Origin of the sequence: Listeria sp. SHR_NRA_18 (assembly GCF_003856515.1) — a bacterium.
Taxonomy (GTDB): Bacteria; Bacillota; Bacilli; order Lactobacillales; family Listeriaceae; genus Listeria_A; species Listeria_A newyorkensis.
Window position 1 is genome coordinate 41451 of record NZ_QPKR01000014.1, and the last position, 23310, is coordinate 64760.

21 protein-coding genes are annotated in these 23310 nt (G+C 44.8%); 10 read left to right on the top strand and 11 right to left on the bottom strand.

Translation table 11 applies throughout. The features are described from left to right. Window positions 1–38 precede the first annotated feature (38 nt). Both DUK53_RS15770 and DUK53_RS15775 read right to left on the bottom strand, forming a co-directional pair. Entirely contained in the window at window positions 39–2846 is a 2808-nt protein-coding gene (locus DUK53_RS15770) for an ATP-binding protein (RefSeq protein ID WP_036092332.1), read from the bottom strand. Further along, window positions 2843–4081, bottom strand: a complete 1239-nt coding sequence (locus DUK53_RS15775) for a metallophosphoesterase family protein (RefSeq protein ID WP_036092328.1) — start codon at window positions 4079–4081, stop codon at window positions 2843–2845. The genes DUK53_RS15770 and DUK53_RS15775 overlap by 4 nt, the downstream gene beginning before the upstream one ends. A gap of 162 nt (window positions 4082–4243) precedes the next feature. On the opposite strand from DUK53_RS15775, the gene DUK53_RS15780 reads away from it, so the two are divergent. Beyond that, the gene (locus DUK53_RS15780; protein WP_052164825.1) at window positions 4244–4678 is read left to right on the top strand and encodes an NUDIX domain-containing protein; all 435 of its coding nucleotides are present in this window, start codon (window positions 4244–4246) and stop codon (window positions 4676–4678) included. Between the two features lie 59 nt (window positions 4679–4737). Here the strand turns inward: DUK53_RS15780 and DUK53_RS15785 are convergent, their stop codons facing one another. The 4 genes from DUK53_RS15785 to DUK53_RS15800 all read right to left on the bottom strand — a co-directional run bounded on the left by DUK53_RS15785 (window position 4738) and on the right by DUK53_RS15800 (window position 9984). Next, window positions 4738–5091 carry a YlbF/YmcA family competence regulator gene (locus DUK53_RS15785; protein WP_036079920.1) on the bottom strand — a complete coding sequence of 118 codons (354 nt, stop codon included), beginning with the start codon at window positions 5089–5091 and terminating at the stop codon, window positions 4738–4740. Between the two features lie 72 nt (window positions 5092–5163). Beyond that, window positions 5164–6297 (bottom strand): DUF445 domain-containing protein, encoded by a 1134-nt coding sequence (locus DUK53_RS15790; RefSeq protein WP_052164824.1) that lies wholly within the window; start codon window positions 6295–6297, stop codon window positions 5164–5166. Window positions 6298–6394: 97 nt separating this feature from the next. After that, window positions 6395–7753 (bottom strand): class II fumarate hydratase, encoded by a 1359-nt coding sequence (gene fumC, locus DUK53_RS15795; protein ID WP_036092421.1) that lies wholly within the window; start codon window positions 7751–7753, stop codon window positions 6395–6397. Between the two features lie 92 nt (window positions 7754–7845). Further along, window positions 7846–9984 (bottom strand): transglycosylase domain-containing protein, encoded by a 2139-nt coding sequence (locus DUK53_RS15800; protein WP_036130502.1) that lies wholly within the window; start codon window positions 9982–9984, stop codon window positions 7846–7848. Between the two features lie 530 nt (window positions 9985–10514). Here DUK53_RS15800 and DUK53_RS15805 point away from each other — a divergent pair. The 3 genes from DUK53_RS15805 to DUK53_RS15815 all read left to right on the top strand — a co-directional run bounded on the left by DUK53_RS15805 (window position 10515) and on the right by DUK53_RS15815 (window position 13522). Then, window positions 10515–10934, top strand: coding sequence for an arsenate reductase (locus tag DUK53_RS15805; protein WP_036092322.1), 420 nt, complete (start codon window positions 10515–10517; stop codon window positions 10932–10934). Between the two features lie 95 nt (window positions 10935–11029). Further along, complete coding sequence (locus tag DUK53_RS15810) at window positions 11030–11905, top strand: cation diffusion facilitator family transporter (protein WP_036092320.1); 876 nt, start codon at window positions 11030–11032, stop codon at window positions 11903–11905. A gap of 294 nt (window positions 11906–12199) precedes the next feature. Further along, entirely contained in the window at window positions 12200–13522 is a 1323-nt protein-coding gene (locus DUK53_RS15815; RefSeq protein WP_036092317.1) for a hemolysin family protein, read from the top strand. A gap of 41 nt (window positions 13523–13563) precedes the next feature. Here DUK53_RS15815 and DUK53_RS15820 read toward each other — a convergent pair whose 3' ends face one another. The 3 genes from DUK53_RS15820 to DUK53_RS15830 are packed head-to-tail and all read right to left on the bottom strand — an operon-like array spanning window position 13564 to window position 15513. Beyond that, window positions 13564–13950 (bottom strand): VOC family protein, encoded by a 387-nt coding sequence (locus tag DUK53_RS15820; RefSeq protein WP_036130499.1) that lies wholly within the window; start codon window positions 13948–13950, stop codon window positions 13564–13566. Window positions 13951–13962: 12 nt separating this feature from the next. After that, window positions 13963–14589, bottom strand: coding sequence for a DNA alkylation repair protein (locus tag DUK53_RS15825; protein ID WP_052164828.1), 627 nt, complete (start codon window positions 14587–14589; stop codon window positions 13963–13965). Between the two features lie 54 nt (window positions 14590–14643). After that, window positions 14644–15513 (bottom strand): aldo/keto reductase, encoded by an 870-nt coding sequence (locus DUK53_RS15830; protein WP_036092312.1) that lies wholly within the window; start codon window positions 15511–15513, stop codon window positions 14644–14646. Between the two features lie 479 nt (window positions 15514–15992). Here DUK53_RS15830 and DUK53_RS15835 point away from each other — a divergent pair, with 479 nt between their 5' ends. From DUK53_RS15835 to DUK53_RS15845, 3 genes are all read left to right on the top strand, one after another. After that, the gene (locus tag DUK53_RS15835; protein WP_036079902.1) at window positions 15993–16613 is read left to right on the top strand and encodes a DUF47 domain-containing protein; all 621 of its coding nucleotides are present in this window, start codon (window positions 15993–15995) and stop codon (window positions 16611–16613) included. A 12-nt stretch (window positions 16614–16625) separates the two neighbouring features. After that, a complete protein-coding gene (locus DUK53_RS15840; protein WP_036092311.1) occupies window positions 16626–17627 on the top strand; it encodes an inorganic phosphate transporter in 1002 nt (333 codons plus the stop codon). A gap of 137 nt (window positions 17628–17764) precedes the next feature. Continuing rightward, complete coding sequence (locus DUK53_RS15845) at window positions 17765–18283, top strand: hypothetical protein (protein WP_036130492.1); 519 nt, start codon at window positions 17765–17767, stop codon at window positions 18281–18283. Window positions 18284–18349: 66 nt separating this feature from the next. Here DUK53_RS15845 and DUK53_RS15850 read toward each other — a convergent pair whose 3' ends face one another. Then, window positions 18350–18796 carry a hypothetical protein gene (locus tag DUK53_RS15850; protein ID WP_036092308.1) on the bottom strand — a complete coding sequence of 149 codons (447 nt, stop codon included), beginning with the start codon at window positions 18794–18796 and terminating at the stop codon, window positions 18350–18352. A gap of 268 nt (window positions 18797–19064) precedes the next feature. On the opposite strand from DUK53_RS15850, the gene DUK53_RS15855 reads away from it, so the two are divergent. The 3 genes from DUK53_RS15855 to DUK53_RS15865 all read left to right on the top strand — a co-directional run bounded on the left by DUK53_RS15855 (window position 19065) and on the right by DUK53_RS15865 (window position 22656). Beyond that, window positions 19065–20531 (top strand): ABC transporter substrate-binding protein/permease, encoded by a 1467-nt coding sequence (locus DUK53_RS15855; protein ID WP_036092307.1) that lies wholly within the window; start codon window positions 19065–19067, stop codon window positions 20529–20531. After that, entirely contained in the window at window positions 20524–21246 is a 723-nt protein-coding gene (locus DUK53_RS15860) for an amino acid ABC transporter ATP-binding protein (RefSeq protein WP_036130490.1), read from the top strand. The genes DUK53_RS15855 and DUK53_RS15860 overlap by 8 nt, the downstream gene beginning before the upstream one ends. 270 nt (window positions 21247–21516) lie before the next feature. Further along, window positions 21517–22656, top strand: a complete 1140-nt coding sequence (locus DUK53_RS15865) for a pyridoxal phosphate-dependent aminotransferase (protein WP_036130487.1) — start codon at window positions 21517–21519, stop codon at window positions 22654–22656. A 215-nt stretch (window positions 22657–22871) separates the two neighbouring features. Here the strand turns inward: DUK53_RS15865 and DUK53_RS15870 are convergent, their stop codons facing one another. Further along, on the bottom strand, window positions 22872–23162 hold the full coding sequence (locus DUK53_RS15870; protein WP_052164827.1) for a hypothetical protein: 291 nt from the start codon (window positions 23160–23162) through the stop codon (window positions 22872–22874). Between the last annotated feature and the right edge of the window lie 148 nt (window positions 23163–23310).

Consider the following 23310-nt stretch of genomic DNA (forward strand, 5'->3'; position numbering starts at 1 on the left):
ACTTTCTCCGATTCCATTTTCGCCTCTACTTTACCCCTTTAGTATAGCATGTGTTGCTCTTCCTTGGAAAAATATTTGCTAAGCTGCTTATGACACGTAAAAAATATCACCTGATTTTCCCGCCGTATCTCCTGCAATAATACCATAATTTCTTCCAAACGTTCCTCATCAAAATTCACAAAACTATCATCAATAATAATCGGCAATCGCAATTCCCCATGCAGCATCTGAATCACCGCAAACCGAATCGCCAAATACAACTGTTCCTTCGTCGCCTGGCTCAACTCCTCAGGGAAAAAGCGCATCCCATCATACCGTTCCACCTGCAACCTATTCTCCGAGAACCTAACCAACTTATAGCTCCCCATCGAAAGCACATCAAAGAAATGCGTCGCACGCGTCAACACTTTTGGTAGCTTCTCCTCCTGTAACTTACGCATAATCTGACCAACCATTTCCTTCGCCAACTTCACACGCATCCATTCCTTCGCCAAATCCTGAAAAGACTCCTGCTCCGAATAGAAATGCTGCATCCGATTCGAAAAACTTTGCCCATCCTCAAGCGTCTCCCGTGCCAATTCCTTCTCCGCAATCACCTTCCGATAACGATCCAAATCCGTGTCCAGCACACGCAACCGATCCTTACGCTCCAAAACCTGCGCACTAATCTCACTCTCCTGCTGAATCCCCGCTAAGCTCTCCAAATGCGAATCTGTAATCTGCGCCCGAAGCAACACAGCCCGCTCCTGCCATTTCCACTGCTGCTCCACCTGCAACCCCTTCTGACGGAAAAATTCCTCATTCTTCACATTCGCCGCTTTCAACAATTCCGACTTATCAAACGCAATCGAAGCCTTCTCCCGCTCCAAAATGGCAATCTGATTCCGCAATTGCTCCTCTTTCTCCTGCGACTTCGCAATCTCCGCGACAAACGTTTTCCGAGCCTTCCGCTTTGTTTTCAAAAGCATCACTTGCTCATTCACAGGCAACGATTCCAGATCCAACTGCTGTACCAACTCCTCCAATTTCGCCTTCCATTCCGCCATTTTCCCATGAAGCAACTGCGCATCTTCTGAAATCTTCCTCTTATTCTCAATCCCCTGCCTAATCTCGCGCCACACAAACAGAATACTCTCCAAACGCTTCCCAGAAAAATCACTAGGTAAGAAAAACAGCTCCCGATACGTCTGCCATTTAGCATCCAAATCCGCATCCACAGCCTGCCATTCCCTCAAACGCCGCTCATTCTGCTCCACCTGTAACGCCAAATGATCCATCCCGTCATAGCATTTCTTAAGTGCCGCTCTAGCCTGCTTCTGCTCCATAAAAGCACCATATTCCGCCGGATCATAAGAAGATTTCCCTCCCTGTTTCCGAGCAAATCCAAGCAAAGCAAAGCCCATCCCAACAAGAAATAACGCCGCAACACCATACAAAATAACCCACTGCAAAACACCAGCTAAAATCAAGCTCACTAAAAACAATAAAGCAAAACCAATTACTGGAATAGGATAAACCGTTCGCTTCCTCGTTTCACGACGCTCCACTTGTTGCTGAACCTGTTGAAATTTCGCCGAAGACCACAGATCCCGCTCCAAATCCTCACATTGCTTTTGAAGCTGCTCCAACTCACGCTTCTTCCACGCCTGTTGCTGTTCCAATTCCGCAACCTGAACCCGATTCTGCTCAGACTCCTGCTGCAGCATCGCCAAATCATGTTCCACCGAAACATCCAGTCGCATCGCCAAAATATCCTCGTCCTCTGGAATCACTTTCACCGCATCCAACGAAGCAAACTGTTGCGACTCCTTCTGGTCCAAATAACGAATATCCTGCTCTAACTCACCAGCACGCCTCTGCCACTCCTGAAAAAGCGGCCACGTCTCAAGCAAACCATCCACTTTCTCCGCATCCGAATCACTCCACAAATCACTCGTCCGCTGCTGCTCCACAAGTTGCACCAATCGCTCTTGCCACTGAATAAGCTGCGCGTTCAACTCCTTTTCCCGCGACTCTAAATGCTCCAATCGCACAATTCCATTCGCCGGAAAATCCAAATCACCCAACTGCTCCATCTGCTTCCGTAAAAACTGCCACTCCTCATAAACCGGCCAAATCTTGAGCAGCGCTTCCTCCTGCTCCATCTCCATCCGCAGCGCCTGCCGCTCCGTAAATACCTGCGAAACACCAGCCTGCGCCTCTTCCAATTCCTCCACAATACGCAAATACTGCTGATTATTCCGCTTCCCATCCTGATACGTCGCAAACGCCTGCTTCACCTTCAACAACTGCTGATTCAACTTCGGGTTTTTCCCACTCGGTTTAAAAAGTTCATCCAAACGCTTCTGCAACCGCTCCTCCGCCCGAATCAGCACATCCGAACCAATCGTCCCAGTTGCCAATAAATACCTCTCGAAATCCACTTCCTTCAAATTCTGCACATTCTGCAACCCATGAATATCAAACGAAAAAATAGACTGGTAACGCGCCCGATCCATCCCGCCAAGCATCTGCTCCAAATAAGCCTCTGTCCCGGTCGTTCCATCCTCAAAATAAACCGTAACATCGCCCGTGGCCTTCCCGCGCAATCGCTCCACCGTCACCCGACCAAATATCGTATCCTCCAACACCAGTTTCCCGCCATAGGCCCCCTTACTCTTTGGCTCCATCCGCGGCAAACTCTGCTGTTTCGTCGGAAAACCAAATAAAATACTATGAATAAAAGCCATAATCGTCGACTTTCCAGCTTCATTCGCTCCGAAAAACAATTGAAAATCCTGTAATCCTTCTATCTTCTTACCTTCCCATTTACCATATCCGACAATTTCCAACGCACTAATCTTCATTTGATGTCACCCTTTAACTGTTCCAACATATTTTCAAGCAAACTTGCCGATTCTTCCACAAGTCTTTCTCGATCCGTCTCCCCTAAATCCTCCAAAAAACGATTCGTCGCCCCATTTGCAACTAAACTCTCTGTTGCCTGATAAAACGCACTCTCTTGTTTCAAATCCGCTTTCGCCAGCTCCCACTCATCCAAAAGCCCCGATGTAGCTAACCAATCCGTGTCCAGTTTCGCCACCTCATATGTCACCCGCATCACCCAAACAAAATTAGGCTCGTCCATCCAAAGCTCCTGCAACATATCCAGCCATTCACCACTATCCATTCGCTGCTTCACATCACTACTAAGCGCAACTTCCGACTTCACAACCAGCGACAATAACACAGCCTTATTCAGTCTCGTAGCCTCTTTCACCGCCTGCATCAACAACTGAAAAAGCCCCGAAAAATCCATTTCCGTCTGAATCTCAAGCGTTTTCTCCTCCCAAATAATTGGCGCCGTATCAACAAACGTCAATTCCGCTCCCGTTTCACACAACGAAACAAGCGTCACACCTTTCTCACCCGTTTCCTTGCGATGTCTTCCTTGAATATTTCCCGGGAAATAAATCATCGGATCCTCCGCCAAAACCTGACGCATATGAATATGTCCCAATGCCCAATAATCCATCTGCTTCATATCACTCACTCGAAATGGCGCATACACATCCTGCACTGGATTTCCCGTCTTCTCCGAACCATGCAACAAGCCAATATGAAAATCCGCTTCCCCTTCACGCTTATATCTCGTATAAACAGCCTCTCGAATATGCCGTTCCCCATAACTAAATCCATACAAATTCACCTTGTATCCCTGTGCACTGAGAAACGTATGGCATTCCAATTCCGTATCAAAAACCGTCACATTATCAGGCAATTGCAACCGATCCTGATATTTCGCCACATAATCATGATTACCGTGAATCATATAAACCGGAATCCCACTTCGCTTCAGACGCTCCATCTCCCGATAAAATCGCGCCTGCGCCTTAATACTCTGATCTTCTTCATCATATATATCCCCTGCAATAATTACAAAATCAACTATTTCTTCCATCGCCACATCCACAGCCTTCGCAAACGACACAAACGTGCTATCCTTTAACTGTCTAAAAACCGCATCCGGCAATTGCTTCAAGCCTAAAAACGGGCTATCCAAATGTAAATCCGCCATATGTACAAATCGTATCTCTTTCATTGTAGCCCTCCCAAATTACGAATATACGTTCTATTATACCCTGAAATCCCTTATCACACAATGAATTCCCTCCCAAACTTTGATAAAATTTTCCCAAAAGGCTCCCATTTAGAAAGAAAACATGCTATCCTAAACGTAACAACATCACAGGAGGTAAGAACAATGGGCAACTGGCACCGAAGTTTTGGCGTATATGGCGTCGCAGAAGATAACGGCAAACTTCTCATGATACAATGCGAAAACGATCCGTATAAGCAGAAATGGGATTTACCTGGGGGCAAACTAAACGACGACGAAACTCTGATGGATTGCCTCAAAAGAAATGTAGCGGAAATTGGCGGAAAACCTGATATCACAGCTAATCTTGGCGTCTACGATTTCCTTGTTGGCTATCCTTTTCTCGATAAACGAATTTTGCAACATATTACCGCACTTTTCTACATGAGCGTTGATTTTTCAGCGGAGAAAGCCGTTCCGCTCATCTTCCAATCCGAACCTACGAAAACGCGTGCCTATCAATGGGTTCCAATGGATTTACTCACAGACAAAAATGCAACACCAGCTGCCCTAAAAGCCGCTGAAATCCTGCAGAAATAAAAAGAAACGCCGCACAAAAGCCACTCATTCGCAGCTTTTGTACGGCGTTTCCCTCATTCTTACTTCTCTTTTACATCATATAATTCTTGCAACGGGGTCATGATGATGCGGTTTAAGTCATTGATAATCAGGCTCATCGCTTGCTCTTTTTCCATCAAGTTCGTGATTGCCGCGTTGCTTTGCACTTCTTCTGCCACTTCTTGCGCTAAGTCAATCGTTTCATCATCGATTTCTTGACCACTCATTTGTTTCTCTTGAATCGTTACTTGTACTTCGCGGAAACGGTCGAATTTCACTTTTGCCTCAGCATCAGCATTCACATCCGCATACGCTTGTTTCAAGTTCGTAAATTGTTCTGTTTCACGAATACCACGTTCTAATTCGTTCGCAATGTCATAAATATTGATAGTCATTTTATGTTCCTCCATATATACGAAATTTTCTTCCTTCCCCACTATATCAAATTTCACGGACAAGGGCAAAAGTTAAAACCAAATAGCAATAATCCCTTGAAGTATCCCGATAAATCCTCCTAAAAAACCGCCCAAATACGTAATCATTTTCAGCTCTTTTCCAGAAATATCAAGCACAATCTGCTCCATTTCCCGCAATGAAAAAGCTTCAATCTGATGTTGCACCATCTTCCCAATTTCCAAACGCTGCATGACCTCTGCGCTATGCTCACTCGCAAACTGCAACACCGCATCCACCAAAAATGGCACGACTTTATCCAAAATATCCTGCTCATACGGACGAATCCAGTCCTGAACCGGCGTATCCATCCACTTTTCCAACTGCACCGTGCGCATAATCTCCGCAATCAACTGCTCGGAAAACTGCTCCTGCTTCTCAATCGGCATCACGTCCACCAAAGCACGCTCCGAAAACTGCTGCCATTCCGATACAATCAATGCCTCCAAAACAGCCTCCGTCTCCGGCTTCCCGATAAATTTCACGACCTCTTTTTGCATCCGGGTCACGAACGTATCATTATTCAAGAAAAGCCCGACCATACCGCCGACTTTCCCGCGTTCCGCCAAAATCCGCTCAATCATCGCCTTAATCTGAAGTTTCCCAGCATCACTCGCCGTAAACAATCCGATTTTCGCCAATGTTTGCGTCGAAATCGCCGGAATTTTTCGAGCCAACTCTTCGTGCACCACATCCGGTAACACATTTTTCACAGCCAGCTCATTGCGCTTCACAAAAAACTGGTCCAACTGTCCTTTTAAAACCGTCGCGATTTTGTCATGCGCTGTGTCCCCAATGGCCGTCATATCCCACTGCGCCAACAGTTCCCTCGGTGTCGTCTCAATCGCCAACTTCTCCTGAACCAGCTCGTTTGCCGTCACAATCAACTCCGCTCGCAGTTCTTCCTCCGAAAGCTTCGCCTGCACCGCCTCATTCGTCAACAAATGTTCCGCGACAACTTCACCAATTTTCACAGCCAATTCCTCGCGTCGTTTCGGAATCACACCCGGCGTAAATGGAATCCGCCACTTACCAATATATTTTGCCTCGAACGGTCTAAAAAGCATCCGAATCGCAATAAAGTTCGTCGCAGCACCGATAAATGCCCCAACAATCACCATAAATAAAATCGTCATCCAGCCACTCAAAATAGCATCACCCTCTAATTTCCATGTAGTGCTATCATCTTACGGCATTTTAGCCAGCGATACAATGGTTTCGCCCAAAGTTCAGCCTAAAGTATGATTATGCCTCTAAATTCGTCATTTTCAGCGGATCAATCCACAAATCAAACTGTTCTGCTGTCACAAAACCTGACTGAATCGCCGCCTCTTTTAACGACAAATCCTCCGCAAACGCGCTCTTCGCAATTTTCGCCGCTTTCTCATAACCAATATGCGGATTTAGCGCCGTCACAAGCATCAGCGACCGATCCACCAACTCCTGCATCACCGCTTCGTTCGCCTCCAAGCCCTCCAAACAATGCACCCTAAACGACCGCATCCCATCCGCAAGCAAACGCACCGACTGCAAGAAATTGTAAATAATGACAGGCTTATACACATTCAACTCAAAATTCCCTTGACTCGCCGCCACATTTATCGTCGTATCATTGCCCATCACTTGCGCCGCAACCATTGTGAGCGCCTCACATTGCGTCGGATTCACTTTTCCAGGCATAATCGAACTACCTGGCTCATTCGCTGGAATCGTCAACTCACCAATCCCACTACGCGGCCCACTCGCCAAAAACCGCACATCGTTCGCAATTTTCATCAAGTCAGCAGCCAGCGCCCGCACCGCACCATGCACAAAGCTAATTTCACTATGACTCGTCAACGCATAGAATTTATTCGACGCCGAGCGGAACGGATATCCCGTATCAGCCGCCAAATGTTTCGCGACCCGATCACCAAAATCCGCCGTCGCATTCAGCCCAGTACCAACCGCTGTGCCACCAATCGCAAGCTCCAGCAAATGATCACTACTTTGCGAAATAAACGTTTCCGCGTGCGCAATCATGCTCTCCCAACCGCTTATCTCCTGGCCCAGCGTCAGCGGCGTCGCGTCCTGCAAATGCGTCCGTCCAATTTTGACCATCCGCCAATATTTCTCTTTTTTCTCCGTCAACACTCGTCGCATCGCCTCAAGTTCCGGCATCAACTGCTCCACAACCGCCGTATACGCAGCAATGTGCATCGCCGTCGGAAACGTATCATTCGAACTCTGCGACATATTCACGTCATCATTCGGATGCACTGCCTCCCCCGCAACATGCGCCACGACCTCATTCACATTCATATTCGACTGCGTCCCACTCCCCGTCTGCCAAACCACAAGCGGAAAATGCGCATCCAGATCCCCAGCTACGATTCGATCACACACCGTCGCAATCGCCTGCGCCTTCTCCGCGCCCAGCTTCCCAAGATCCGCATTACTCCAAGCCGCCGCCTTCTTCAACCGCGCAAAAGCCTTCACGACCTCATCCGGCATTCTCTCCTCGCCAATTTTAAAATTCAACCGACTCCGCTCCGTTTGCGCGCCCCAGAACTTATCCTCCGCAACCGCAATCTCACCAATCGTATCTCGCTCCATTCTCACCATCAAAAAATCCCCTTTCAAAACTATGTACTTCCTTATATCCTACCAACAAAAAAGACCCAAAGCAACAATCCGCCTTGAGTCTTTGTAATTATTTAATTTCCAAACGAGTCGAGAATATTATGGAATCCATCCGCAATCTGTCCACCAATTTCTTTCGCCTTATCAGCGCCTTTTTTGATGGTTTCGCCTGCACCTTTCGCAGAGTCCTTAATAGAACCCCAGAAGTCGCCAGCTTGCTCGGTTACTGCATTCTCCTGATTCTTCTCTTCTGTCTTAGCAGATGCGCTCTTCGTTCCAAAGTCCACCGGTTTTTGATACTTCAACCCGCTCTTCATCACGTAATGCGCAAGCGATGCCACACCGTCAGAACTCGTCGTTTTCAAATAGTGCGCTTCGTCTGTTTTATCAAAACCAATCCAGACTGAGCCGACCAATTCTGGTGTATAACCAACGAACCACTGATCTTTCGTGCCGTCTGTTGTGAACGGTACTTGTGTTGAACCAGTTTTACCAGCCATTTCGTAACCAGAAACGCCTGCATTTTCACCGGTACCACCATTATTAATCACGTCAATCAGCATGGACGTCATATCCGTTGAAACTTTCTTAGATATAATCTGTTTCGTCGACGCTTCATTCTCATACACTACTTTTCCGGTCGGATCGACAATTTTGCGGATGAGATGGGATTCTGGTTTCGCGCCATCGTTTGCAAATGTCGCATAAGCCGTTGCTAGCTCTACTGGTGAAACACCTTTATTCAAGCCACCCAGCGTTAAACCTAGGTACTCATCTTCCTTCGTCAATTGAATGCCAAAACGCTTCACGGAATCGACACCTTTTTGTAAGCCAATCTTATCCAATAGCCAGACTGCTGGTGCATTAATTGATTTCGCTACAGCTGTGTACATCGGCACTTCACCGCGATAAACTCCACCAACATTGGTCGGCGTATATTTGCCGTACGTTGTCTTTTTATCCTGCAACATATCGTCTACTTTCCAACCTTCTTCAAGCGCTGGAACATAGGTCGCAAGTGGTTTCATCGTAGAACCTGGTTGAGCTTTCATTTGCGTCGCGCGGTTAAATCCACGGAAAACGTGCTTGCCACGACCGCCGACAAGCGCGCGAACACCGCCACTCGCAGGGTCCATCAATACAGCGCCACCTTGCACAAGCGTACCATCCGCCGCATTGGACGGGAACAAGCTATCATTTTCAAATGTGCTCTCTAGTGCTGCTTGGTAATTCTGATCAAGTTCGGTATAAATTTGATAGCCTTGCTTCATAATATCATCTTGCGTCAGATCCGTTTCTTTCAAAGCCTCATTGATGACAGCATCGGTATACCAAGGATAGTGATAGTTATCCGGATCATTCGATTTATCCGTCAACACAAGCTTCGTCGCCTGATATTCCTTCATTTGTTCCTTCGTAATCTTGCCATTTGTGTACATCGCACCAAGCACGATATTACGTCTATTTACTGCTTTATCTGCGTGCGTATACGGATCATAGGCAGACGGAGCTTGCAACAGACCAGCAATCGTCGCAGCTTGCGGAATCGTTAAGTCAGAAGCACTCGTTCCGAAATATTTCTTCGCCGCATTCTCCACACCCCACTCATTATTCCCAAAGTAGGACGTATTCAAATACATCTCCAAAATTTCATCCTTCGTATACGTCTTCTCAATTTCGCGCGCCATAAATAACTCTTTCGCCTTCCGCGTAAAAGTCTGATCCTGCGTCAAGAGCGCATTCTTTGCTACCTGTTGGGTGATTGTACTACCACCACCCGTGATGTTTCCTGTCGAAGCGAGTCCCCAAATAGATCGGAAAATCCCTTTCATATCGAAACCACCATGTTCGTAAAAACGTTTATCTTCAATCGAAATAACAGCATTTTGCAGATTCGGAGAAATATCCTTAATGCTCACAAACGTAGCATCCGAAGCGGAAAGTTCGCCCGCCTTGTCGTTATCCTTATCATAAATGACTGTCGTCGTTTCAAGTCCCTTTTTTAAAGCATCGATATCGGCTGTTTTGGCTACGATGACCAGTGATACGATAAAAATCAGTACACACGTCAAGCCGATAAGTGTTAAAAATTTCCCGATATGCTTATTCTTCCAAAAACGGCGGAATTTACTCCAACCGATCCCCAACCACTTCTTTAGAAAGAGAAAGAAGCTTTTTAAATAGGTCAAGATAGATTTGTTCTCATTATTCACGCATATCTCCTAGCTTTCTACATTTAGTTTGGTAAGTTAAACTCAGCTGTATACATCCATTTTACGGCAAAAGCCTGATTTGCGCCACCAACTTTAGACCGATTTTTGTAATAGCTTTGTAATAATACACAATTTCGTAACAATATTTACGCTTTTTTAATTTTATTTTCGAAATCAGGTTTTTGTCTTTTCATATGGGGTATTTACCTAGTGTTAACGGGAAAGGCCAAACGAATGAATCGTATATATTATCACGTCTTTCATAGAAGGCACTTAAACTGCAGAAAAACTACTTACGTGATTTTTCGCAAAACCTCAGCGTGTCGACAAATGCTTAGTTTTTAGGCAAAAGCGAGTACCAGTGCGGAGCGTACTGGGGTACGTGAGCACTGGAACGGAACTTTTAACGACGAAAATGAGCGTTTGTCGACACGCGAAAGGCGTTATGACCTGCTTCCATTTAGACCTAATTGAAAAATAACGCAAAAATCGCATTTTTTCAGTCTAAAGAGCAAGAAAGGATTTGGAGCATGAAGAAAAAACTCATTTATTTCTTATCACAAAGACACATTCGCAGTTCCATGGCAGAAGCCTGGGCCTCAAAACTCGCCATCAATAACGCCCAATTTATTAGCGGCTCTTGGTGTCACACACAGACATCACCATTTGTCGCCGATGCACTTTTGGAATACGCCATGGAACCACCAGCAACAATGCCCGTAACTCCTAGTCAAAAATTGTTAAACGAGGCTGACCTAATCGTCACGATTTACGACTCCGCCTCTGAACTCGCCCCTGGATTTCCAGACGAGTTGCGCGACAAAATCGTGTATTGGGACATCAAAGACCCTGAACAAAGTCCCGATGAACCTGTGAAATGGGCGTATTACCAAGAAGTTTGCGACAATATTGCCACATCCGTTAAAGGTTTAGAAAAAGCACTCTTATAACTTTTCTGATCTCTCTAGCCAATCGTATTTCGATACGCCTCGCTAGTGGGATTTTTATTATCTAACATATAATGAGGGAAACGAGGTGAAGTCAGATGGAAAATTACGAAGACCTAAAAAGAGGCGAACGAGGCGCATGGCTCAGTATCATCGTCTACATTTTCCTAGCTACGCTAAAAATCGTCGTTGGTGTGGTGGGGCATTCCGACGCGCTGCAAGCCGATGGTTTAAATAACACGACCGATATTATCGCTTCTGTGGCCCTACTTGTCGGCCTTAAAATTTCCCGCATCCCGCCAGACGAAGATCACCTGTACGGTCATCGGCGCACCGAAACCATCAGTTCCTTACTCGCCTCCTTCATCATGTTTCTCGTCGGTCTCCAAGTTATTTGGCAAGCGTTTCTGGCCTTTATCCACCAAGAATTCGCGACCCCATCCGCGCTTACCGCAGTCGTCGCCCTATTTTCTGGCGTTGTCATGTATATCGTCTACTTAATCAATAATAACCTCGCGAAAAAAGTCGATAGTTTAGCCGTCAAAGCCGCGGCCTACGATAACCGCTCCGATGCTTACGTCAGTTTTGGAACCTTCATCGGGATTACCGGTGCAATCATCGGCATTTCCTGGCTTGATAACGTCACCGCATTTCTTGTCGGCGTGCTCATCATCTACACCGCCTGGAAAATTTTCTACGACGCTGCACACACGCTCACCGATGGCTTTGATATTGGTAAAATCGAGGATATTCATACTATCATCGCAGCCGTCCCGCAAGTCCATGAAGTTTTAGATATTAAGGCTCGCATGAATGGCAACCGTATCTGGATTGACGCTACCATCTCTGTGAAAGCTGAACTGAGCGTCGCCGAAAGCCACGCCATCACAGAGCAAATCGAAACCGTGATCCGCGAAACCTACCCAAACGCCTATACACTCGTCCACATCGAGCCTTATTTTGATAGCGATTAAAATGTAAAAATTTAGATTAAACACATTATCTTATTCGCTTGTCTTATTCCCCCGTTTGACTTATAATTTAGATTAAGTATATTCTACGCAAAATGGTTAGGAGGGAAAAACACAGTGGGGCAGACAAACTAAGAAACCGTATAAAAAGAAACAATAAATATAAATCGTTGCTGTCTCGTGTTTCCTTACCGAATGGATAAACCTTCCGGAACAGACACAAACACAGCATAAAAAACTTTAGAACCCATAGGAGGTGTTCGCCATTTCTGGTGCTTTATCAGGGGTGGCCATTCATTGATACTAACCACTAAATTTTTAATTATCGCTTTACTAATTGCAATTTCCGCATTTTTCGTCGCGACCGAGTTCGCCATCGTGAAAATGCGTCCGAGCCGTTTGGACCAACTAATTTCAGAAGGTAACAAACGCGCGACCTTAGCAAAACATATCTACGCGCACATGAACGCCTATCTTTCTGCCTGTCAGTTAGGTATCACGATCAGTTCTCTTGGACTTGGTTGGCTAGGAGAATCGACCGTCGAAGCAGCCCTTCATCCACTTTTTGTGATGTTTGAACTGCCAAGCTCGGTGACATCCGTTCTTTCCTTTACCATCGCGTTCGTCCTCATCACGTTCTTGCACGTTGTCGTTGGTGAGCTCGTGCCAAAAACGCTTGCTATTGACAAAACGGAGGCTGTCGCGCTTGCCGTTGCACGCCCATTGCATATTTTCTACAAAGTGATGTTCCCGTTCATCTGGCTTTTAAACGAATCTGCGGTTGTCATCGCGAAACTATTCGGTTTAGAAACAGCGAACGACCACGAAATTGCGCATACAGAAGAAGAATTGCGCATCATCGTCGGCGAAAGTTACAAAAGCGGTGAAATTAATCAATCCGAATTCAGCTACGTAAATAAGATTTTTGATTTTGACGAACGAATGGCAAAAGAAGTCATGATTCCGCGTACAGAAATCGTTACCGTAGATACAGGTGGCACGATTGCCGACCTATCCGATATTATGAAATACGAACGCTACACTCGCTATCCAGTTATCGAAGGCGACAAAGACCATATTATCGGCGTACTGAACTTGAAAGAAATCCTTTCCGCATACGTCGAAAATGGCTCCGATCCATTGTTTAGCATCGATCCTTACGTAAAACCAATCATCCGCGTTATTGAAACGATTCCAATTAAAGAATTACTTATCCGGATGCAGCGCGAACGTTCCCATATTGCGATTCTGCTTGACGAATACGGCGGAACATCTGGACTTGTAACGGTTGAGGATATCGTCGAAGAAATCGTTGGTGACATTCGCGACGAATTCGATGCGGACGAAATCCCAGAAATCCGTAAAATCAAGGACGGCCACTTCATCATTGACGCAAAAGTTCTGATTGATCAAGTCAACAACATGCTTGGCACAGACATCGAAGAAGAAGAAGTGGATACCATCGGCGGCTGGTTCCTAACACATAACTACGAAGTCGAAATTGGTGACGAAATTGAAAACAACGGCTACATTTTCCGCGTAAAAGAAGCCGAACCTCACCACATTTCCTACATCGAAGTTTTCAAAAAAGAGAAACACAAAGAAACACCAGAAGCATAAAAATATCCCGAAATCCGGCAAAAATGGGTTTCGGGATATTTTTATTTTTTCGCGACTAATTCTACCTTTATTCGATCTGGTCCTTCCGCGAAAACGGCATAATAATTCGGTCCTCCAGCAAACGGATGGCGGTCTTCATACAGAATCGGAATCCCCTGCGCGCGAAAACGCTCTGTCCAAGCATCCACGTCGGCCCGCGTTGCCACATGAAACGCCAGATGATTCAGTCCCGTATGCCCGCGATGATACCCAGCCTCCAAAAAGCGTTCCTCCGTCTGAACAAACACCAAATACGTCTCCCCGTACATCCAACTAACGCCCTTCTCCCACTCCGAATAAAGCGTATAACCCAGTCGCCCCAACAAATCATCCCAGAACAACCGCGCCTCTTTCAAATTCGAAACATTCATCTCCACATGATGCAACAATCCGCTCTCCTCCTAAAAATGCTTCAGCGCCTCTCTCCGACTCAGTGGTGCCAACGCGTGCGACTCCACAAATTCAAGCACTGCCTCCGCATCAAATTTTGCATATTGACGCAACGCCCAGCCAATCGCCTTTTGAATGAAAAACTCATCCGAGTCCAGCCATTTCTCACAATTCGCAAATAACAGCGCCACGTCCGTTTTTTCCTTATATTTCAGCTGAAACAAGATCGCCGTGCGCGCCAGCCAAATATCGTCCCCTTTAATCCACTTCGCATTATACTTCTCAATCAATTCCGGATACATCGCAAAATGCCCACCAACGAGCGTACTCGCCAATAAATCCACCGTATCCCACCAAGGCTCCGTCCTAATCAACTGCTCATAAAAGTCCACAACCTCGACTGGCTGCTTCTTCACATTTTTCGCCAAAATATCAATGGCCATATAGTAAAATTCCCGCTCCGCCTGCGCATAAAGCTCTTTTGCAACGACCATCACATCTTGTGGCTTCCCGTATTCCGCCACAAAATCCCGATAAATCAAACGTCGCTTAGGGCTTCGCAATCCAAGAAAAACAAACTGGTTTCGCATATACTGCTCCATCACCTGCTTCTCCTTAGAATTCGCATGTTCTTTCATATATAAAATTAACTGCTCCGTATAATTATCCATCTAAGCCTCCTTACAAGGATATTATGAAAACATCGCCCGTTCCTTCTCCATGCTCGCTATCATGAACTCCACATCATCCGGATCTGGCCCCACACGTTTCCCGCTCTCTAACTGACCAATCCGCTTTCTATCACTCGCATCCAACGAAAAATCAAACAATTGCGTATTCTCAAGTGTCCGTTTTGCACTGATCGACCGCGTCATCGTAATCGTTCCCCGTTCCATATGCCACCTTAAAATCACCTGATCCACATGAACGCCATGTTTCGCCGCAATTTCACCAATCACCGGATTTTGAAACAACGCACCTTTTGCAAGCGGCGACCAAGCACCATGCGCAATACCGTGCTCCGCCAAATACGACCGCAACTCATTTTGAGGCAATAACGGATGCGTCTCCACCTGATCAATCGCCGGCTTCACATTCGCCTTCACAGCCAAACTCGCCAAATGATGCTCCTTAAAATTCGCCACCCCAATCGCGCGCACCATTTTTTCATCATATAATCGCTCCATCGCGCGCCAAGTTTCCGGATACATTCCCGTCAGCGGCCAATGAATCAAATACATATCCAAATAATCCACGCCCAAATTTGCCAATGTATGCTCAAATGCAGTCAAAACCTTATCATAGCCCTGATCCCCATTCCAGATTTTCGAACTAATAAATAACTCATCTCGCGGCACGTCACTGTGACCAATCGCTTGCCCGACCAGCTTTTCGTTGTTATAAACCGCACCCGTATCAAACGACCGATAGCCGAATTCGAGCGCCTTCTCAACCGCGCCAGCCACATGTTGCTGATCTGTCACCTGAAAAACACCCATACCAAGATAAGGAATCATCACACCATTATTTAAACGATAACGTGCTTGAAAGGAATTGACCATTGATAAAACCTCCTGCTTTTGTAGTTTAACCGATACTTGCCGCATTTTCTTTCATTAATACTTAAAATCAGTATACAGAAATCCGTCTCCCTTATCCATTAAAATGCAACCCCCACCATCATACTACGTGAAAAAACAAACTTTTTCCCTTTCCAAATAATGCTTCCTTACACCGTCTTTCCCAGCATAAACAATAATCGTCCCTTTCTACTAAAAAAAATACAATTACCAGTTCATCTCAAAAACCCGTCACATAGCAATTGTAACCGATTTCAACTAGTTTTTGCCTATTTCCCCTCAAAAAAAAGATACCTATTGCCGCCATCCTATGTTAGTATTAATGTGTAGTAAATTTCTATCCTTGTTATGATTTTTTTACGTATATTTTTTGTAAACATCCGCTCACTAAACATCAACGAAAAAGTGGGCCCTATTATACTGGGAAAAATCACACAAAAAAGATCGGGGGAATTAAAAAAATGGCTTTTAAAAACAAAAAGGACCGTTTTGCTTCATTATTACATGATATGGCAGTAAACCTACGTGAGGGCGCCAACTATTTCGCTTCTTACAACATCGAAACTGGGGAAGACTTACATACTTTTTCGGAGAAGATGAAGGAATATGAAACACACGGTGACTCACTGGTTCACAAAATGATTTTAGAACTAAATGATGCCTTCATCACGCCAATCGAGCGCGAAGACATGTTAGAGCTAACAAACCGATTAGATGACGTAATGGACGGCTTTGAGCAAATTGCCTTCACATTTGAAATCTGTCATATCAAACGATTTGACGACTACATGCAGAAATTCATCGACGCGATTGAAGCAAGTACTGTGGAAATTGAAAAAGCAGTAGATCTCGTTTTCGACAAAAAATTAAAAGACGTACGCACATTAGCTATTAAAATAAAGAACTACGAATCGATTTGTGATGAAGTCTACCGCGAGTCTCTGATTCAACTATTCCAAAACGAAGAAAACCCAATCCGCTTAATTCGGATGAAAGAAGTGTATGAGAATTTTGAAGAAATCGCAGACAGTTGTCAAAGTGTAGCCAATACGCTTGAATCAATTGTTATGAAAAACGCGTAAGGGGCCGGCTAAATGGAAGGTATGTTATTAATAACGGTTGTCATTGTTATTGCAGCGCTAGCGTTTGACCTTATCAACGGATTTCATGACACAGCCAACGCGATTGCAACCAGTGTCTCAACGAAAGCATTAAAACCAAAACATGCAATTATACTAGCCGCAGTGATGAACTTTGTCGGCGCGATTTCCTTCACAGGGGTTGCCAAGACAATTACAAAAGACATTGTCGATCCATTCTCCTTACCGCATGGCGACCTTGTTATTCTCGCAGCGCTAATTTCCGCAATTACCTGGAACTTAGTTACGTGGTACTTCGGTATCCCAAGTAGTTCCTCCCACGCTTTGATCGGTTCTATCGCTGGTGGTGCCATTGCCGCAGCAGGATTCGGCGCACTCGAATATAAAGGCTTTTTAACAATTATTATCGGCCTTATCGTGTCCCCATTCCTCGCGTTTGGCGTTGGTTTCCTACTTTATAGCCTGTTCAAAGTTTTCCTGAAAAATCTAAACTTAACATCAACAAATCGCCGTTTCCGCTACATTCAAGTCGGAACAGCAGCGCTCCAATCTTACACACACGGTACAAATGACGCTCAGAAATCAATGGGTATCATCACACTTGCATTGATCGCGAACGGGTTCCAACATACCGATGACGTTCAACTGTGGGTACAAGTATCCTGTGCGATCGCGATGGCCGTTGGTACATCGATCGGTGGTTGGAAAATCATCAAAACAGTTGGCGGTAAGATCATGAAAATCAAACCAGTAAGTGGTGTAGCAGCAGATTTAAGTTCCGTATTCATCATCTTCGGTGCGACTTTCATTCACTTGCCAGTAAGTACAACACACGTTATCAGCTCCTCCATCCTTGGTGTTGGAACAGCCCATCGTGTGAAAGGCGTTAAATGGGATACAGCACAACGCATGATTATCACTTGGATCATCACGTTGCCAATCTCCGCCGCACTTGCAGCAGCTGTCTATTACGTACTACGTTTCCTATTAGGATAATATCAAAAGCTCGTTCTGGCTATCAGAGACGAGCTTTTTTATGTTTTCACCAGTAAATAAAGGGAATAGATTGCTATAAGACTGTAAAAAAACGTTTACTTAAAAATTGGATACTACGTCAGGAGATGAATAATATTATGCCAAGCTTTCACTTCCAAAAACCACTCGTCCTAAGAAAAAGCAATCCTATCGAAGTTAAAAACGAAAACGATGAGCACGTCGGGACCATCGAAAAAATTTCATCACGTATCTCTTTTCAAAATAATCATCCTTTATACAGCTATTCCAACGACGAAACAAAGAAAGAGCTCGCAACACTGACTATCGAAATTGGCTGGCTTGGGGAAGACGGTTCCTCCGTTGTGTACCATAATATCCAGCCAAGTTTTGATATCTCACTCAAAGAAATAACCAGCAGTGACCATAGCCTCCATATTCGCGGACTGAAGCAAGATCATCGTATCGATATTATCCAGCCTGAAGCAAAAGGAACTATCAAAATATTACTTGATCACACAGACATCTGTCATATCGCCATTGATAAATCCTTGTCCGGCAGTGCTGTAACCATTGAATATCAAGAAAATGAAATTCTGCCTCCTGCCTTCTTCCTACTTTCTTTTTTCATTGTTCGTCTGATTAAAGAAGAATTCTAGCTAAAACGCCAATCCACTCAGCTAAAAACTGGTTAGATTGGCGTTTTTTTCAATTTCTATTCCCGCTTAATATTCCTCATCCATTTCCCCGTCCAAACTTCCCAACATCTTCGCCAAAATCGCGTCCGCATGTTTCGCCTGAACATCTGGATCATTATACACCTGAATAAAGCCATCGATTCCCACATTCGCAAACTCAATCTCCTGCTCCGGTGAAAACAACGCGCCGAGTCCAACTTCGAGCGCCTGAAAAAGCGCATCCAAATGATGTAGCGGCCTGATATCCTGCTCCTCTTCCATTCGCTGCTCAAACACCTTAAACTCGCCCTGAATCAAGCCATTCACAAGACGCCGATCCTCCCTGCGCAACATCGGCTCCCCACTTTCCGCATCATAAGCCGCTTTATTCTTAGCCACGAAAAATTCCAAGCACAATAGCGTTCCATCAAATACCCCTCTAGAATCATTCGGAAATTCAACTTCCTGCATAACAAGCTCAAATTCTTTCTCCATTTTGAATCACACCTTTTTATTTATTTTTCTATCCACGATATAATATCCTTACCTTCAATATAACACGGCACCAACATTCCAGCCAAACGAAAAATCAGCCTCTGCGTGCTTTCTATATTTTTTATTAAAAACACTATTGCATAATTACTCAAAAAGATGTATTATTATATCTATCGAAAGAAGTTATAGATTCTATGTTCATCTTCAATAGTTATTCATGAAAATGCATAAACTACCGAGATGATATACATTATAAAGGAGTGTAATCATGATTAAAGGGAAGTTTTATCTCAAGTTAACCGCTATATTTTTTATACTAATGATGGTATTTGCTAGCTTTTCTCCCGTTTTAGCAGCAGAAAAAGACACGTCACTGGCTGATGTGAAAGAAAGGGGACGACTCACTGTTGGTCTATCCGCCGATTATCCACCGTATGAATTCCACAAAACAGTGAAAGGAAAAGATACCATTGTTGGTTTTGACATTAGTATCGCTAAAAAGATCGCCAAAGACATGGGTGTTACGCTAGATATCAAAGAAATGGATTTTGACAGTCTACTCCCAGCTTTAAAAACAAATAAAATCGATATGATTATTTCTGGCATGTCACCAACGCCTGAACGTCTAAAAGAAGTCGATTTCTCCGATCCATACATGACTGTGCAACAAAAAGTCGTGATTCGGAAAACAGATAAAGACAAATTCAAAACAACAAATGATTTCGCTGGTGCCACAGTTGGCGCACAAAAACAAACGACACAAGAAGCACTCGCACAAGATGAACTAACAGGTGCAAAAGTGAAGTCGCTATCTAAAGTAACGACATTAATGCTTGAATTACAGCAGAAGAAACTGGACGCCGTTGTACTCGAAGGCCCCGTTGCTGATGCGTATATTTCACAATATGATGACCTGATGATTTCCGATGTCCAATTTGTCAATGGTACGAAACAAACCGCCATTGCGATGAACAAAGGAACAACATCACTACAAAAAAGCGTTAATGCCTCTCTTCAAGAAATCAAAGACAAAAACTTGCTAAAAGAATACCAAGAAGAAGCCAATAAAGCGATGTTCAAAGATGGTAATTTCTTCACGCAATACGGTTCTTATTATGTGAAAGGCGCGCTTTATACGATTGGAATCGCTGCTGTCGGTGTTCTTTTCGGTTCCATTCTCGGTGCCTTGCTCGCCCTAATGAAACTTGCCAAAACAAGATGGTTACGTTGGCCAGCAAATTGTTACATTGAATTCGTACGTGGAACACCATTACTCGTTCAAATTTTCCTTGTTTATTTTGGGACAACCGCTGTATTTGGCGGACTTAACTTGCCTGCGATCGTTGCCGGTTGTATCGCCCTATCACTGAACAGTGCCGCTTATGTCGCGGAAATCATCCGTGCTGGAATCATGGCCGTTGATAAAGGACAAGAAGAAGCCGCGCGTAGCCTTGGTATGACGAAGGTCGCGAGCATGCGCTATATCATTTTGCCACAAGCGATTAAAAATATTTTACCAGCGCTCGGCAATGAATTTATTACCGTTATTAAAGAATCATCAATCGTGTCCATTATCGGTATTACCGAGTTGATGTTTATGTCCGGAGTCGTTGCAGGAGCTAGCTTTAACGCCGTGCTTCCATACGCAGTCGCTGCCGTAATTTACTTCATCCTAACGTTCGGTCTATCCAGACTTCTAGGCGTTGCTGAAAGGAGAATGAGAACAAGTGATTAAAGTAACCAAACTACAAAAGCATTTCGATAAATTAGAAGTTTTAAAAGGCATTGATATAGAAGTAGCGCAAGGCGAGGTGGTCGTTGTCATCGGCCCCTCAGGATCTGGAAAAAGTACCTTCCTACGTTGCTTAAACTTACTCGAACAACCAACTGGCGGCGTCATCGAATTCGAAGGCACTAACCTCACCGACAAAAATGTCAACATCAATGATTTGCGTCAACGAATGGGAATGGTTTTTCAAAGCTTCAACCTGTTTCCACATAAAACCGTGCTCGACAATCTAACCTTGGCACCGCTAAAAGTCAAAGGCGAAACCGCAGAATCAGCGAAAAAACACGCCCTAGAATTGCTTAACAAAGTTGGGTTGGCGGACAAGGCGGACAGCTATCCATCATCCCTATCCGGCGGGCAAAAACAACGGGTTGCCATCGCGCGCGCCTTGGCGATGAATCCAGACGTGATGCTTTTTGACGAACCAACATCCGCGCTCGATCCAGAAATGGTCGGAGAAGTACTTCAAGTAATGAAGAGTTTGGCTAAAGAAGGCATGACGATGGTCGTTGTGACACACGAAATGGGCTTTGCAAAAGAAGTAGCCGATCGCGTCATCTTTATGGACGGCGGTTACATCCAAGAACAAGGCACACCAGAACAAATTTTCACAAACCCGCAAAACGAAAGAACACAAAGTTTCCTCGGAAAAGTGTTATAATAAACAAAAAGGGGTTGGGACATAACCTCGATAAATCGGCGACAAGCGTTCGCATTCAGGAGATTTAGCAGACTTCCGGTTCTCACATACACTAGTATGCTCCGCTTCCGGCTTCCACTAAATCTCCTGAATACAAACGCTTTCGCTCAATTTGTTTAAAGCAGGATTTTCGTCTTACCCAAAGAAATGGGATTCGTAATATCCTGCTTATTTTATTTATGAATAGATTTTGTCCTGTCCACTTTTATCTACATATGGAGGTTTTTTAATATGAAATTAGCTAAAAAATATCAACAAGCGCCCGTCAATATCCTATCTCAAATCACGACCATCGCGAAAACAACGCCGAACCTGATTGACTTTTCGATTGGCGATCCGGACCTGATTACCGACCAAGAAATCATCGAGGCATCCTTCCAAGACGTGAAAAACGGTCAAACCAAATACACCGAAGCATCTGGTGACATCGAATTACTCGAAGCTATTTCAGGATTTTACAACCGCACATACGATTTACAATTCCCGACCAGCGAAATCCGCGCGACAGTCGGCGCTTGCCACGGCATGTATCTTGCGCTCCAAGCCATCATTGATACCGGCGATGAGGTCATCATTCACGAACCTTACTTCACGCCTTACAAAGATCAAGTTTTGGCTGCAGGCGGCGTCCCCGTCTTCATTCCAACCTACGAAAAAGACGATTTTGCGATCAATTTAGATATTTTAGAAGCCGCGATCACCGATAAAACGAAAGCGCTGATTCTAAACTCGCCGAATAACCCAACAGGCGCGGTGTTTTCCAAAGAAATTTTTGAAGAAATCGCTACACTCGCGCAAAAACACGATTTTTACATCCTATCCGATGAAGTCTACGATGGCTTCAGTTTTTACGAAAAGTTCACCCCGATGGCAAAATTCGCACCAGAACACACCATCACGCTAGGCAGCCTTTCGAAAAATTTTGCGATGACCGGTTGGCGAATTGGCTACATGATTGCGGGCGAGTACATTATCCAAGCCGTGAAAGCAATCAATGAAGGCATCACGTTCTCCGCCCCTTCACCGTCCCAGAGAGCCGCTGTGCACGCGATGAACAACGCCGAGAAGTTCATACCCGCCGTCACAAAAACCTTCCAAGAACGCCTAGAATACGTCGGAAAACGCGTCGCTGAGATACCATACTTATCGATTCACCCTGTCAAAGGCACGATTTACGCCTTCATCAACATCAGCGGCTCCGGCATGACCTCCGTCCCGTTCTGCGAGTATGTCTTGAAAGAAACGCAAGTCCTATTGATACCAGGCTTGGCATTCGGCGACACGGGCGACAACTACGTCCGCCTAGCCGCGACGCAAAACTTGGAGGTTTTAGAAGAAGCCTTTGACCGCCTAGCAAAACTAACATTCTAATACCAAATAAGACCATGACTCCGCGTCATGGTCTATCTTCTTTCCCAATCGTACTTCCCAATAAGCCCTTGACCGTGCCGCCGAACCTCAGCGGAGCGAGAAATGCTCAGATCCTAGGCAAAAGCGAGTACCGGAGCAGAGTGTACGACTGTACATGAGCACCGGAACGGAACTTTTAACGACGGAGATGAGCGTTTGTCGCTTCGCTGAGAGCATTAGCCGATGGTTGGAGCCATGGATACCTGCCAATTCGTAATCATCCGGTCCATTTCTTCCGCCGTCAAAGCATTGAAGCCAATAATCTGATCCACAGAAATCGTCAACCCTTTCGAAAAACGATTCACCCTTGATGCCGAAACACAGTTAATATACACGTCTTTCAACTTCACCACACTATGTGGAATCTCATCCGGAATATCCGTAATCCCAATAATATATCCAATCGACGTCACAAAAAGCACAGGCTCACCATGCTTCATTTGCTCAAATAACTCAACTTCTTTTATCGTATTTTCAATCATTCCAACCACTCCTCGTATAATAAGTTTATAGCTTCTTAATTGTTCTTTGAAAATTTCATATAACAGCCTGTCGGCTTGTAAATGGTTTGCTTTGATATTGTGTGATTTCCCAGATTATAATGGAGCTATGGAA

Bases quoted from the DNA above. Each gene is read 5' to 3' on its own strand.
- DUK53_RS15770 (WP_036092332.1), bottom strand. From the start codon at position 2,846: ATGAAGATTAGTGCGTTGGAAATTGTCGGATATGGTAAATGGGAAGGT.
- DUK53_RS15775 (WP_036092328.1), bottom strand. From the start codon at position 4,081: ATGAAAGAGATACGATTTGTACATATGGCGGATTTACATTTGGATAGC.
- DUK53_RS15780 (WP_052164825.1), top strand. From the start codon at position 4,244: ATGGGCAACTGGCACCGAAGTTTTGGCGTATATGGCGTCGCAGAAGAT.
- DUK53_RS15785 (WP_036079920.1), bottom strand. From the start codon at position 5,091: ATGACTATCAATATTTATGACATTGCGAACGAATTAGAACGTGGTATT.
- fumC (WP_036092421.1), bottom strand. From the start codon at position 7,753: ATGGTGAGAATGGAGCGAGATACGATTGGTGAGATTGCGGTTGCGGAG.
- DUK53_RS15805 (WP_036092322.1), top strand. From the start codon at position 10,515: ATGAAGAAAAAACTCATTTATTTCTTATCACAAAGACACATTCGCAGT.
- DUK53_RS15810 (WP_036092320.1), top strand. From the start codon at position 11,030: ATGGAAAATTACGAAGACCTAAAAAGAGGCGAACGAGGCGCATGGCTC.
- DUK53_RS15825 (WP_052164828.1), bottom strand. From the start codon at position 14,589: ATGAAAGAACATGCGAATTCTAAGGAGAAGCAGGTGATGGAGCAGTAT.
- DUK53_RS15830 (WP_036092312.1), bottom strand. From the start codon at position 15,513: ATGGTCAATTCCTTTCAAGCACGTTATCGTTTAAATAATGGTGTGATG.
- DUK53_RS15835 (WP_036079902.1), top strand. From the start codon at position 15,993: ATGGCTTTTAAAAACAAAAAGGACCGTTTTGCTTCATTATTACATGAT.
- DUK53_RS15840 (WP_036092311.1), top strand. From the start codon at position 16,626: ATGGAAGGTATGTTATTAATAACGGTTGTCATTGTTATTGCAGCGCTA.
- DUK53_RS15845 (WP_036130492.1), top strand. From the start codon at position 17,765: ATGCCAAGCTTTCACTTCCAAAAACCACTCGTCCTAAGAAAAAGCAAT.
- DUK53_RS15850 (WP_036092308.1), bottom strand. From the start codon at position 18,796: ATGGAGAAAGAATTTGAGCTTGTTATGCAGGAAGTTGAATTTCCGAAT.
- DUK53_RS15855 (WP_036092307.1), top strand. From the start codon at position 19,065: ATGATTAAAGGGAAGTTTTATCTCAAGTTAACCGCTATATTTTTTATA.
- DUK53_RS15865 (WP_036130487.1), top strand. From the start codon at position 21,517: ATGAAATTAGCTAAAAAATATCAACAAGCGCCCGTCAATATCCTATCT.